The following is a 12,653-nucleotide window of genomic DNA, read 5'->3' as shown; positions in this document are numbered from 1 at the left end:
AAATTATAGATTTAGGTAGGCCTTCACATTGTGATAGGAAATGTTCTGAGCCGTTTGTTTTAGAAGGGTTGAGTCGTTTGGCATTTCTCCAGCGATAGCTTTATCCGCGAGGAAATTACATAGAATGCGACGATAGTAGTCGTGTCTCACATAGCTGGTAAATGAACGGCTGTCGGTAAGCATGCCGATGTGGGCGCCGAGGGCTGAAAGTTGCGTCGTGAGATCGAGCTGTTCTCTAATTCCTCGCACGTTATCGAGATGCCACCAGGCTGCGCCGTATTGGAGTTTTCCAGCGTTGGGGCCTTGTTGGAAATTCTGCAATGCGCAGCAGAGAGCTGTGCTCTCGTTAGGGTTGAGGTTATAGACGACTGTTTTGGGAAGTTGATCGGTCTGATCGAGGTCGTTGAGGAAATGGATGAGATTGTCGGTTTGTGTCCAACTGCCAATGGTATCAAAGCCGGCGTCTGGTCCAGTCTGCGCTGAAAGGCGAGTGTTGACTCGACGTTGTGGTCCAAGGTGGAGCTGCATGATCCAGCCTTTTTCGTGGTTCCACTGGGCTATTTCTAACAGCGCTTGATAAGCCGGTGTTCCTGGAGTTGGGATCTGATCGATTCCATGGTCAGACATTTTACAACCGCATTGGGAGAAGTAATCGTGTCGTTTCTTGAGCGCGGCGAGGTCGATATCGTCAGACAATAGGTATTTATCTGGACGGTAGGTGGGGATGACTAATGTGGTGGTGTTAGATTTTGTTAGATCTATATGGTCAGCCAAATTATCATAGGGGTCATCAGTGGTTCCAATAAGTTCTACTTTAAATTGCTCAAGTAGGCTGCCTACAGAGATCGAGTTCTCAAGCTGTAGCTCTGCTTCGGCCCAAATTATTTCAGCAGTTTCTGCGCTGAGTAGTTCAGTGATTCCGAAGACAGCCTCTAACTCCATGTGCGCCCATTGGTAGACAGGGTTCCCTATGGCTAATGGCAGGATAGAAGCGAAGGCGAGGAATTTATCCTTGGGGGCAGCATCACCCGTGATGAGAGATTCGTCCACTCCGCAACCACGCATGAGGCGCCACTTATAGTGATCATGTTTTAACCACAGTTCCCATAGGTTGGCGAAGCGATGGTCATGGAGAATCTCGCCTGCAGGTAAGTGGGTGTGGTAGTCTATGATCGGTAAATTTTTTACCGATTCATAGAGTTCTTCAGCGAGTTTGGACGTGAGGAGCATTTAGACTAAAGAATTAAGATTCGAAAGGTTTCGAAGTGAGAGCTGGGCGATCGAGCGTGGCAGCTATTTTATTGAGCTCTTCTAGTTCTGCAGTGGAGAAGAGGAGACCGCCGGCTTGTTTAGTGCGTTCGGCGGCTTGCGCTTCGAGTTGTCCTGGAAGGAGGCAGGTTTCGTTGCCATGTCCCAGAATGTCGTCGATCACTGCTTTCACATTGCTCTTTTGATCTCTCCCAGCCGCAAAGGCGTTCCCGCTCATCGCTTCAGGGTGGATGACTTGGAAGAAGAATGAAGAGGTAGTTTTCTCTGATGGAATCGAGGATTGAGTCCCGCGAATGGTTGGAATGGAGCCTCCGATATAGGCCGCGACTATTTCATTTACCAGTGAGAGTCCGTAGCCTTTGTGTCTGCCGAAGGGGAGGAGCGAGACTGCCTTTGCTGGATCTGTTGTTGGGTTACCATCGGCATCGACAGCAGATTCCGGTGGGAGGGTACCGCCTTCGCGTTTTAGTTGCTGAACGCGACCCATCGCAACGGTGGATGTCGCCCAGTCAATACAGATAGGGTAGCCTAATTCATTAGTTGTTGGGAATGCCCAGGTGTGTGGGTTTGTTCCGAGTGTTGGGAACTTACCGCCAAAAGGAACGACCTCGGCTAGGGTGGATGTACAATTAGTATAAGCAATGTAACCGCGATTGGCAGCATCGATGGCATAGCCACTTCCCCAAAGGTAGTGCCATGCGTTGTCTACTGAGACCATGCCGATTCCGTATTTATCAGCGAGCTCGATGGCACGGTTGAAAGCTTCTTTCGCAACGAGTTGTCCGAGTTTTTTGTTGCCATCCCAGACTTCAGAGGCGGCGAAACGGTGTTCTTTTTTGATGATATTCGCACCCGGTGTGCAGTTACCAATGGCAGAGCCTAGGAGTTCATCGAGGTGAAGAGCCTTGAGTGCATTGTGCGTGCGGTTGCCGTGTGTGGTGGCAACTGCAGCTATCTCTGCCGCTGCGCGACCTTCTTCTTCATTGAACCCACGCGCAATGAATGCGGCGGTGATGAGTTCGTTGTGGGCTTGCACATCGACGATATGCATTTGTTCTTTAGAGTTGGCTGAGGACATCGTTTACAATGGTTGGAATGGGGGAGGTAATGGAGACTGTAATGGTATTGGCTTCTGCAGAGGGGGACTCGAGGGTGTTGAGCTGGCTATCTAACAGAGATGCTGGCATGAAATGTTCAGTGTTGTTAGAGCGACCTTGAATACGTTCTAACAGAGTTTCTTTCTCCCCATGAAGATAGACAAAGGTCGTGTTTCCTGCGCTACGTAGAATGTCACGGTATTGTTTTTTTAGAGCGGAACAAGCGGTGACAGAATTGCCGTTAGTAGCTTGGATAGTCATCGCAAGTTTTTCTAACCACGGTTGGCGATCGTCATCATTGAGAGGTTCACCCGAGGCCATCTTGTCGATGTTCGCCTGAGGGTGGAAGTCATCCCCATCATAGAATATAGCATTTAGGGAATCTGCGAGCGCTTCTCCGACAGTGGATTTTCCACAGCCTGAAACGCCCATGACAATGATTCGGTGACTCATACTTAAAAGGTGGGAGCTACTAACGATTCACTATGTTAGAACAGGCGTCTGGGCCTTGTTCTAGGATTGTGATGATGTTCTGGGCGGCGGTAGAAGCCATGGCGGCGTTTGATTCAGCAGTGTTAGATCCGACGTGTGGGGTGAGTAAGATATTTGGAAGTGTTCTGAGGTCCTTGTCTGCAGCTTGCGGTTGGTAAGGTTCAACTTCAAAAACATCGAGGCATGCACCTGCTATGTCGCCATTAGAGAGAGCTTCGTAGAGAGCTAGTTCATCAACTAGAGCACCACGGGCTGAGTTCACAAGGACCGCGCTATTTTTCATTTTAGCAAACATCTCGGCATTGGCGATGTGCTTGGTGGCTGGGACGACAGCCATGAGAAGTACAACGTAGTCGGCTTCAGCGAGTGCAGCATCGCGGTCGGTCGTGTATTTAGCAAAACCGACTGAGTCTTTAAGCTCGGCAAAGTTTTCTTCTGGCTGGATATCCACGCCAGTTACTTCCATTCCAAATCCAAAGGAGAGTTTCTGGCAGAGGTTCTGGCCGATACGACCAAAACCTAGAATGGCGACTTTGCGGCCGCGGAGTTCGACACCGGGTTGTGGAAGCCATTGATTTGCGACAGTGCTTCCGTGAGCTGTGTGGAGGTGGCGCGCGAAGCTGCCGATCATCCAGCATGCGTGTTCTGCAACTGCATTGTCGAGAACGCCAGGTGTGTTTACTACATAGAGCCCATTTTTAGTCGCGAGTTTTTTATCTACGCTGTCGTGGCCGACCCCATAGCGAGCAATAATGCCCCCTTTAGGAAAAGCTGTGTAGAGTGCTCCAGTGTATGGATATATATCGGCGATGAATGCTTTTACGCCATTTTCTTTAATCTGAACTGCGAGAGAATCCTCTTCTTCGTTCACAGGTTCGAAGTTGTACTTCGTTTCCGAATTAAGGCGTTCAAAAGTAGACTTTGCTTTGTTGTATGAAATGCTGGACACATAAATGGTGCTCATGACCATAAGGTGGCAGTAAATGATCTTGTGTACAACATTGACTCACGCATGTTGTCTTTATATATTGCGACAGCATGGATGGAAAAAGACCACAAATATTGTACATAGGAGATAGAGAGAGCTTTTTTTCTCGAGAGGTGCTGCGCGGGGTGTTTTCGATGCGCACAGCAGGATGTGACTGGCATTACTGGTGTGTGTCTTCAAGTATAAGTGCTAATGAGTTAGAGGAGTATGTGGCTGCGAGGCAGGTGGATGGAATGCTGGTGCGTGGACTTAAGGAGGGGAAAGCTTTAGCTCTAGCAAAGCTTGATGTGCCTACGGTTTTCATACGCTCTGTGGAGGGGGAAGATGCTGAGTATATCAATGGGCCTCACCCGGATGATCAGGCGATTGGTCGTTTAGCTGGTGAGGAATTTGGCTATTTAAATTTAGGATATTGGGGCTTTGTTCATTGGGAAGGAGTGATGTGGTCAGAAGCGCGCAAGAAGACATTCCATGCTTATGCAACTGAGCTGGGCGTGAAAAATGACACTTTGAGTTTACCGCAAGAGGCGCGAACCAATTGGGCAGGTGTTAAACGAATTGCCGAATGGTTAGAGACACTTCCTAAGCCATGCGGGGTATTGGCATGTAAAGATGATGCTGGACTGGATGTGCTGCAAGCGTGTCGAATGTTAGGTTATGCAGTGCCTGACGATGTTGCGGTGATCGGAGTGGATAATGATCGCTTACTCTGCGAATCCTCAAGTCCAGCTCTTACGAGTATCGATTTGAAGGCTGCCGATTTGGGGAGAGCTGCCGTCGTGCAGTTAGGGAAGATGTTAGGAGTGCTGGGTGATGATGTGGAGGTTCCGCAGGCGCCTGCAGTGGTAGTGACAAGGGAATCGAGTCAGCGGAAAGAACGCTATGCTCTCATTTGCCAGCGTGCGATCGATTATATTGATGCGCGGCCATTGAAGAACATGAATGTTGACTACGTAGCTAAAGGTTGCGGGGTTTCACGTAGAGCCTTAGAGCGAGCTTTTGCTAAATATCTCGATAGGAGCCCAGCTGCAGTCATGCGGGAAAAAAGGGTAGTAGCGATTGAGTTACTCTTGAAGGACAGGACTTCGAGCCTAGAAAGCGTGGCACATCAAGCCGGGTTCTCTGAGTGCTCTGGATTATCTAACTTTATCAAACGCATGACAGGGAAGAGTCCTGGAGAGTTACGCGAAGAATAGTGAATGGGCGTGGCCTAAAAAAGTTCATGATTGAAGCTCAGTCTTTCACTAAAAGAATTAAGCTATCGGTGGCGGACTTGTGAGATGTGTGTTAGTAGGTAAGTATGTCCAATTCACATAAACCAGTAGTCGGGGCCTTACGCCAAGTTGTTGCAGATAGCTATGCTTTGTTAGGCCAAACTCATTTATGTCACTGGAACGTGCGTGGTCCTGGATTCTTTGCTTTGCACACAGCATTCGAGGAGCAGTACACGGAGCTTTTTGCTGCAGTGGATGAAATAGCAGAACGTGTTAGAGCTCTCGGGGCTTTAGCTCCTGGTGGCTTGTCTAATCTTGCAAAGCTTTCAACAATCAATGAGTTGGAAGAGGATGCCAATGCTGAGGTTATGGTTGCTCATTTGGCTGAAGCCAATGAGATTGTTGTAGCAAGCTTAGCAAATGCTCGCGATGTGGCTGCAGAAGCGAATGACTCAGAATCTGAAGACCTAACTATTGCTCGTATCCAGGCACACCAAAAGACAATTTGGATGTTGAAAAGCTATCTAGGCGAGTAACAGCTTTCGCTTTAATCTGTATAAAGCTCACATATCGTATGTGAGCTTTTTTTTAATATTCGACTCTTGTCAGAGTGAGGCCATCTGATGGCGCGCAATAAGGTGACCGTCCGCTAGGTTGGTCACCAGATTGATCTAACAATGCTAGGTGGTCATCTAATCTGAGTTTCCCTTGAGCTGCGTAGACCGCTGCGCCAGTAAGTAGCCTCACCATTTTATAGAGGAACCCACTGCCTGTGTATGTAAGGATAAAGCCTTCATCTATTTCTTTCACAGAGGCTTCGGTGATAGTGCGTTTGTAACAAGTATCCTCGCTTTCATTACCTCTTAAAGCAGCAAATGCCCGGAAGTCGTGCGTGCCGATGTAATGGCTCATCGCTTCAGCTAAGGTGGCTTTATCGAGTTGGCGAGGTAAGTGCCAAGATCTTCCTGAGAGCATAGGGTGGAGTACTGGCTGCATGGCTAACAGGTAAGAGTACGTTTTTGATTTTGCTGAAAATCTAGCGTGAAAATCTTCGCTGACTTCTTCGCAGTCGAGTACTCTGATGGTTGCAGGCAGTTTAGTGTTTAACGCTGGAACCCAATTATACGGGTTCATATCAATACCCTCAGGTTTGTCGAAATGGGCTATTTGGCCATCGGCGTGTACTCCAGTATCTGTCCTGCCAGATCCTTGAATTTGTACTTTTTGCTTACTCACCTGCTCAATAGCACTCTGGATTAAGTCTTGAATTGTGTGGCCGCTTGGCTGAGTTGCCCAGCCTGAAAAACCTCTGCCATCGTAGGCTATGGTGATTTTAAGTCGCATAGTGAAATATGATTCTAACATTGAGCCCGCAAGCTATCAACTCGAGAAGAGCTTTTGTTTTAGTTCGTTTTATAAATATGGACCCACATACCGAATCTGAGATGCTTTCTCTCATAACACTCAGTGCATATAGGGTTATGGGTGCACCCCTAAATGGGGGGGTGGACACTTTAGGTCGTTTGTTTATATTTTAACTAACTTCAGAAATCAGTAGAACTAATCTCTTGTGTGTGGCTGTCTTTAGGCTTCGGAAACTAGCTTGCTAGTGAATAGTTTAAAGGCAGCTTTCTGGTTACTATAGTTAAGAATCGCAATATGCCCCGAAATACCCTCAGCGAGGTTGGTAGTAAAACTGCTAACCTCGCATTTTTATGAGCTGTATGATGTCTGAACTGGGGATGTTGATAGATAGCCCTTAAGTACTCCCGTGAATGAATAGCACAGTCACCAGAGTTGGAATAAACCTATGCTGTTACTTTACTCCCAGAGAACCTTCGGTGACGCCTAGTTTTTCCATGATGCCAAGATCTTGCCATAGTAGGTGGCCATCTGTCTTTTTGTCGACGAGCTGCTGGTAGGCTTGGAGTGTGAGACTCGTGGAAATAGCGTCTTCGTTGAGGAATTCGATACGGTAACGGCTGAGGCCAGAGGCTCTGACTTCATCGTAAAAGCGTGCGCCAGTTTGAGCGCGGCCGTTGAAAAGAGTGTTACGGCAGCCAACATCCGCCTTCAGTGTATGGAGCTGGCCAACTCGGTCGCGTAGCTGGACTTCGTGTTTTTCACAAGGACGTCCGCAATCCTTGTACGTGGTGCCTTCAGACATAAAGGTACAGAACACGCAGTGCTCCATGTGAAACATGGGCATGTGTTGGTGAAGTGTGAGCTCAAACCAGTCGCTTGGAGCATTGTTAAGCATATCTAACAACTGGTGAATATTGAGGTCGTATGAAAGTGTGAGGTGGTCGAGCGATGCTCGTTCTTTGAGGATTTTTGCGGTGGCAGGGTTGGCGCAGTTGAGTGAAAAGTCGCCAGTACGGTAGAGGTCATCACGATTTTCAAAATAGCTGACAGCGCCGAGGTTGCGGATGAGTACGCCGTCAGGAGCAGCATTATCGATAAACTTAAAGTACCCTGTTTCTTGTGGTTTCTGGATCCGAGGCGTTGCTAGGTGGATGGTGGCGTCACCGCCTGCTGCACGTACGATTTCGACTGCGGTTTTATAGCGACGGATGTCTTCGAAGTCCGCGTAAATGCACTTTATGCCGTTTTCGAGTGCTGCCTCGATCTGATGTGGATGACGTGTGAGTACGGAAAGTTCAGCTGGCTTAACCACGGTTTCGGTCTTCTCCGGCATGATGTCGGCAAGAGTGAGCTTAGAAACGGGTTTTTTAACTGGAACTATTTCAGCAACTTGTTGATCGAGTTTTTCGACAAGTGAGCGGCGCAGGCGGTTGAGAGCTGAGACGGGGATGATGAGGCCTTCATCGACTTGGTTGTCGATGGAGCCTAGCTCATAGGCCGAGCTGCCGAGGCGGCCGAGCTGTTTTTCTAATAGCTCGGTAGTGAGTGGGCGGTTTTCTGCAGGTTCGAGGATTTCAGAAGAGCTTACGGAAATACCATTACACTCCAGTGTGAGTGAGGTGCCAGCAATGCCGGTAGCCTTAATATTTAGGCCGCTGCGAAGTGGTTCGAGTTTGGCATTTTTCCAGAGTGCTTTGACTTCTGAATTGAGTTTCGGGTCGTCGGTTTTGTAAATGGCGATGCCAGGTTTGATCCGGTCCCAGTTGATGCTGGAGTGCTTGCGGTGGAAGTTGAGGACATCACCTTCGACAGTCCATATACGTGATCCTTGCTCGAGGTCTCTGTTTTCACCTGCATCGAACACGATGCCGTCACCAGCTTTGAGTCCGTGCTCTCCTTGTTGGTTTAGTACGATCCAACCTGGGCCACAATTTTCAACTGTTCCAATCCTGACACCACGCTTTTTACCGAATTTTCCGTGAGTAAGGTAGGGGTGGTTAGTGCCTTCGAGCCAGCCAGTAGATAATCCACGAGAAAAAGTCATTTCCATGGCATAGCGGTCGCGCGATGTAATGGTGGATGGGCGGTTCGCTACTGCGTCATCGATAGCCTTGCGGTAGACGCGAGTCACTGCAGCAACGTACTCTGGAGTCTTGAGGCGTCCTTCGATTTTATAGGAAACAACGCCTTGGTTGACGAGGTCAGGGATGAGGTCGACAGCTGCGAGGTCTTGAGGTGAGAGAAGGTAGCGCTTTTCACCCATGTCTACCGTTTTACCATCGACGACAAGTTCATAGGGCATGCGGCAGGCTTGGGCGCATTCTCCGCGATTAGCGGAGCGCTGGCCAAGAGATTCTGAGGTGAGACATTGGCCAGAGTAAGCGACACAGAGGGCTCCGTGGACGAATACCTCGAGCGGGACGCACTCGCTTGGATTGAACTTATTGATTTCCGTGAGGGAGAGCTCACGTGAGAGCACTGCGCGGTCGAGCTTGTAAAGTGAATCGATGAAATCTAGCCCCTCGGGTGAGGTGATAGTCATCTGAGTTGATGCATGGATTTCAATAGAAGGAGCGACAGCACGGCAGAGCATAGCTAGGCCGAGGTCTTGGACGATGATGGCATCTACGCCAGCGCTCTCAAGGAGTCTGAGCTGAGCCTCTGCAGCTTCGAGCTCAGAGGTGAAAATGAGGGTGTTCATGGTAACAAACCCTTTGACGCCGTGGGCGTGCAGGAAGTCCATGAGTTCGGGAAGGTCTTCGTCAGTGAAATTGTCAGCACGAAGGCGTGCATTGAACTTAGAGAGTCCAAAGAAAATGGCGTCTGCACCATTAGCAACGGCAGCGCGTGCGCAATCCCAGTTGCCAGCAGGAGAGAGGAGTTCAGGTGTGCGGTCAGTGTCCATGGTGATTCAGTGCGTGTGTGGTGCTGTGCGGGCAATTTTAACCCGCGGGGCGGTGTGCACCGAAACTAGCGGTAATCCAAGAAAATAAAAGCCTTGTCGCTAACAAGCTTAGAAGTGAGAGATATAAATGTAAAAGTCGGAAGTTTAAGCCGACTTGGTGTGAACCTAGTGGCTGAAAAGGTCTTTTTCATTAGATGGCATAGAAAAAGCCCACCATCTGGAGAAGTGACTCCTGATGCCGGGCTTTTACGTTTAAATCTATATTAGACCCTATTAGTTAGGGATGATAGCTTCAGCTGCTTTTGTGCGCAGGTCGTTACTTTGCTTTTCTAACTTATCAGTCATTTCTTGTGTTTTGTTTTCAGTGGCTTCTTTAGCCTCGCCTGTAGCGTCTTTGATGGAATTTACCGAGTCATCGACAACCTTTTTAGTAGATTCTGTGGCTTCATCAGTAGTCTCTTTGATCGCGTTTACAGAATCATCAACTGCGTCTTCAGTAGCTTCTTTAGCGTCATCAGTGGTTTCTTTGATCGCGTCTACAGAATTGTCGACGGCGTCTGCGGTGTCCTCTTTGATTTCAGAGGCTTTTTTGCTTACAGCATCGGATTGTTCTTTCACTACTTCGCTCGCTGCGTCTTTGGCTTCATTGAGTTCTTTTTCAAGTTTCTCAAGGGACTCAGGTTTTTCGCCACAGGAAACGGCTAAGCCAGCAGAGCAGAGTGTAAGGATAAGGTGTTTAAATTTCATAACGTAGTTTGGTTAGGTCTAGCTGAATCGTTGTTATAAACTCAGTATTGCTTAGGATTATACTGACGCGGCTAGTAAATGAAAGGTTTTTTACAATGGTAGTCAGCAGTTAGAATAGTATTGTGGCATCATATGATCTGAGATAGTTAAGGGGATATGAATCGTGTATTTGCCACATTTTTGGGCGCAATTTTTTTACAAACCGGGGTGACTTTTGCTCAGCAGTTTCCAGAGTTTGAAGCGCCTCCTGTTTTCACCTCTTCACAAATTTTACCGCCCGGCTTGTTAAGTGGTCCACTATTTCGTGTGAGGGAGCTAGCTCCATCTGATGGGTATCTCATTGATTTTACGATGGATACTAACTATGGAGTGATGAAGGCACGAGGGTTAGTTGAATTATCTGTTAGGGTGCATGAGATGAAGGCGATTAAGGTTTTGGTGGACACAAGTAAGTCTGACCTATTTGCCGAAGGCTTGAAACAGTCATTGGAAGCACCGGTGGATGCTATGAAGAACATCGCTGCAGACCCTCACGAAGCTATCAGAAAGACTCCTGCCACGGTGGGTCATTTTTTTCAGAAGGTAGGTTCCTCCCTTACAGGAGCGGCTGATAAAGTACAAAATAATTGGGAGAATAGAGATCCGAATCAAGACACTGAAGAAATGCTAGCGGAGTCTGGAAAAGGGCTGGGGAATTCTGCTAAAAGCATCGCGGGATTTGATAAGGCGAAACTTGACTGCGCACGAGAACTAGGAGTGAACCCTTATAGCGATAATAAGCTTTTGCAGGATGAGATGGAGAAAGTGACTTGGGCGTTTTTTGCTGGTGGGTTACCTCTTAGATTGGGTGCTTCTGCTGTTTCAGGTGGCGCTTCCATGGCTCTTACTGCCACCAAAACGGTGGGTATCCCTGAAGATATTTATGATGTGACTCCTGGTGAATTAATGCTTCGTGATCGGACAGCAATGGAGGCAATGGGAGCAGATGAAATGCTAATAGAGAAAGTATTCCTTAATCCTAATCTTAATGTGGCGCTGCGCCACGGGGCAATTAGCTCCTTAGTGAATTTGCCAGGTGGTGCAGATAGGCTTAATGTTCTCGGGCAGCTCGGAAGTTGCGCTAGTGTGGAACAGGCTAGATATTTTTACCAAGTATTAGAAAAGCTCAAAGAGCGCCATGCCAAGTCTCCATATATAGCGCTCAGTACGGTGATGCGCATGCCTGCGGGTATAACACAAGATGGAGTGTTAGAGGTGGTCGCTCCTGTAGATTATCTTTGCTGGACTCCACAGATTGCACAATTCGCGAGTACGCCGAAGGTGCCCGGTCAGAAATATCGGGCGGTGGTATACGGGAGAATAAGTGCCTTAGCTATAGAGGGGTTTAAGGTTTCTAACTGGGAGGTTATAGATCTCTAAATGACGAAAACCCGAGCCTTTGCGGACTCGGGTTTTTGTGATGAGAGAGAGAGTTGGAATGGCTTTATGGCTCCCAGCGCTCAATCTTGTCATTGAGCCATTTGATCCAAGCAGGATGGGTGTTGAGGCAGGGGATAAGTTCGAATTCTTCACCACCGAGTTCGAGGAACTGTTCTTTCCCTTCCATCGCGATTTCTTCGAGGGTTTCTAGGCAGTCAGTAATGAATGCTGGGCAAATGACTTTAAGTTTTTTTACACCTTCTTTAGCGAGTCGTTCGATTTCAAAGTCAGTGTATGGCTTGAGCCATGGGTCTTTGAGTAGTCGGGATTGGAAAGAGATGGTTACATCGTCATGGCTGAGGCCGCCTTTTGCCATGAGAGCGTAAGCTGCAGCATAGCACTGGTGGCTGTAGCAGGTGGCATGAGCTGGGTGAGGAGTGGTGCAGCAATTTTTCGTTTTCAGGCAGTGATCGTGTGAGGGGTCTGTATTCTGCACATGACGCTGTGGGATGCCGTGAAATGACATCATGAGGTGGGCTCCTGAACCCTCGTAGCTCGGTCTGATAGATTCCCAAAGCGCATCAATGTACTGAGGGTCTTTATAGAATGGCTGCACTAACACCGTGTTGATCTCACCCATACCTTGCGCGCGGAGCTGGTCCATGAGTTCGACAACTGCAGTCTCATAGCTAGACATTGCGTATTGCGGGTAGAGAGGAATGATGAGTAGGTCGTCAATGCCGTCCTTTTTCATCTCAGTGACTATGCTCTCAGTAGATGGCGACCCGTAGCGCATGCCAAGATAAACGGGGATGTCCGTATTTTCCTGAACAAGCTTTTGTTGCTCCACGCTAGTGACGATGAGTGGAGAACCTTCCTCGGTCCAAACCTTAGCATAGGCTTCAGCTGACTGTGCTGGGCGCTTAGGAAGGATGACGAGTTTGAGGAGGAGTTTTCGAACAATTGGATTGATGTCGAGAACTCGTTCGTCTGAAAGAAATTGATCGAGGTAAGTGCGCACGTCTTCGACTTTCGTCGAATCCGGTGAGCCGAGATTGAGCATGATGACGCCTTTTTTAGCCATGATAGTGGAACTAAAACTAATCGTTCTAGTCGTGTTAGGTGTTGTGTATGAAGTGTTAAATTAGGGCTAGTTG

Annotated in this window: 11 protein-coding genes; 3 read left to right on the top strand and 8 right to left on the bottom strand. The window is 48.2% G+C overall.

Annotation, left to right across the window (positions count from 1 at the left end; translation table 11 throughout):
- Nucleotides 1-3: 3 nt before the first annotated feature.
- From ACSHX2_RS03500 to ACSHX2_RS03485, 4 genes are read right to left on the bottom strand one after another with little or no spacing between them, the layout of a single operon-like run.
- A complete protein-coding gene (locus ACSHX2_RS03500; protein WP_435690618.1) occupies nt 4-1,230 on the bottom strand; it encodes a glucuronate isomerase in 1,227 nt (408 codons plus the stop codon).
- A 13-nt stretch (nt 1,231-1,243) separates the two neighbouring features.
- Nucleotides 1,244-2,347 (bottom strand): Ldh family oxidoreductase, encoded by a 1,104-nt coding sequence (locus tag ACSHX2_RS03495; protein ID WP_435690617.1) that lies wholly within the window; start codon nt 2,345-2,347, stop codon nt 1,244-1,246.
- Nucleotides 2,328-2,819 carry a gluconokinase gene (locus ACSHX2_RS03490; protein ID WP_435690615.1) on the bottom strand — a complete coding sequence of 164 codons (492 nt, stop codon included), beginning with the start codon at nt 2,817-2,819 and terminating at the stop codon, nt 2,328-2,330. The genes ACSHX2_RS03495 and ACSHX2_RS03490 overlap by 20 nt, the downstream gene beginning before the upstream one ends.
- A gap of 19 nt (nt 2,820-2,838) precedes the next feature.
- Nucleotides 2,839-3,807, bottom strand: coding sequence for an NAD(P)-dependent oxidoreductase (locus tag ACSHX2_RS03485; RefSeq protein WP_435690613.1), 969 nt, complete (start codon nt 3,805-3,807; stop codon nt 2,839-2,841).
- A 209-nt stretch (nt 3,808-4,016) separates the two neighbouring features.
- Between ACSHX2_RS03485 and ACSHX2_RS03480 the strand changes: the two genes are divergently transcribed.
- The gene (locus ACSHX2_RS03480; RefSeq protein WP_435690611.1) at nt 4,017-5,042 is read left to right on the top strand and encodes a substrate-binding domain-containing protein; all 1,026 of its coding nucleotides are present in this window, start codon (nt 4,017-4,019) and stop codon (nt 5,040-5,042) included.
- 104 nt (nt 5,043-5,146) lie between these two features.
- A complete protein-coding gene (locus ACSHX2_RS03475; RefSeq protein WP_435690609.1) occupies nt 5,147-5,596 on the top strand; it encodes a Dps family protein in 450 nt (149 codons plus the stop codon).
- A 52-nt stretch (nt 5,597-5,648) separates the two neighbouring features.
- On the opposite strand, the gene truA is transcribed toward ACSHX2_RS03475, so the two are convergent.
- The 3 genes from truA to ACSHX2_RS03460 form a co-directional block, all read right to left on the bottom strand.
- Nucleotides 5,649-6,404, bottom strand: a complete 756-nt coding sequence (gene truA, locus ACSHX2_RS03470; protein ID WP_435690607.1) for a tRNA pseudouridine(38-40) synthase TruA — start codon at nt 6,402-6,404, stop codon at nt 5,649-5,651.
- A 472-nt stretch (nt 6,405-6,876) separates the two neighbouring features.
- Nucleotides 6,877-9,330: a DUF3656 domain-containing U32 family peptidase gene (locus ACSHX2_RS03465; RefSeq protein WP_435690605.1), complete on the bottom strand. Its 2,454-nt coding sequence runs from the start codon at nt 9,328-9,330 to the stop codon at nt 6,877-6,879.
- A 273-nt stretch (nt 9,331-9,603) separates the two neighbouring features.
- Nucleotides 9,604-10,077, bottom strand: a complete 474-nt coding sequence (locus ACSHX2_RS03460) for a hypothetical protein (RefSeq protein WP_435690603.1) — start codon at nt 10,075-10,077, stop codon at nt 9,604-9,606.
- Nucleotides 10,078-10,233: 156 nt separating this feature from the next.
- Here ACSHX2_RS03460 and ACSHX2_RS03455 point away from each other — a divergent pair, with 156 nt between their 5' ends.
- The gene (locus tag ACSHX2_RS03455) at nt 10,234-11,496 is read left to right on the top strand and encodes a hypothetical protein (RefSeq protein WP_435690601.1); all 1,263 of its coding nucleotides are present in this window, start codon (nt 10,234-10,236) and stop codon (nt 11,494-11,496) included.
- A 64-nt stretch (nt 11,497-11,560) separates the two neighbouring features.
- Here ACSHX2_RS03455 and hemH read toward each other — a convergent pair whose 3' ends face one another.
- Nucleotides 11,561-12,580, bottom strand: a complete 1,020-nt coding sequence (gene hemH, locus ACSHX2_RS03450) for a ferrochelatase (RefSeq protein WP_435690599.1) — start codon at nt 12,578-12,580, stop codon at nt 11,561-11,563.
- Between the last annotated feature and the right edge of the window lie 73 nt (nt 12,581-12,653).

Source organism: Rubritalea sp. (genome assembly GCF_051252225.1).
Taxonomy (GTDB): Bacteria; Verrucomicrobiota; Verrucomicrobiia; order Verrucomicrobiales; family Akkermansiaceae; genus Rubritalea.
The sequence above is the reverse complement of the archived record's forward strand: the minus strand, read 5'-3'. Positions and strand labels throughout refer to the sequence as shown.

Bases quoted from the DNA above. Each gene is read 5' to 3' on its own strand.
- ACSHX2_RS03500 (WP_435690618.1), bottom strand. From the start codon at position 1,230: ATGCTCCTCACGTCCAAACTCGCTGAAGAACTCTATGAATCGGTAAAA.
- ACSHX2_RS03495 (WP_435690617.1), bottom strand. From the start codon at position 2,347: ATGTCCTCAGCCAACTCTAAAGAACAAATGCATATCGTCGATGTGCAA.
- ACSHX2_RS03490 (WP_435690615.1), bottom strand. From the start codon at position 2,819: ATGAGTCACCGAATCATTGTCATGGGCGTTTCAGGCTGTGGAAAATCC.
- ACSHX2_RS03475 (WP_435690609.1), top strand. From the start codon at position 5,147: ATGTCCAATTCACATAAACCAGTAGTCGGGGCCTTACGCCAAGTTGTT.
- truA (WP_435690607.1), bottom strand. From the start codon at position 6,404: ATGCGACTTAAAATCACCATAGCCTACGATGGCAGAGGTTTTTCAGGC.
- ACSHX2_RS03465 (WP_435690605.1), bottom strand. From the start codon at position 9,330: ATGGACACTGACCGCACACCTGAACTCCTCTCTCCTGCTGGCAACTGG.
- ACSHX2_RS03460 (WP_435690603.1), bottom strand. From the start codon at position 10,077: ATGAAATTTAAACACCTTATCCTTACACTCTGCTCTGCTGGCTTAGCC.
- ACSHX2_RS03455 (WP_435690601.1), top strand. From the start codon at position 10,234: ATGAATCGTGTATTTGCCACATTTTTGGGCGCAATTTTTTTACAAACC.
- hemH (WP_435690599.1), bottom strand. From the start codon at position 12,580: ATGGCTAAAAAAGGCGTCATCATGCTCAATCTCGGCTCACCGGATTCG.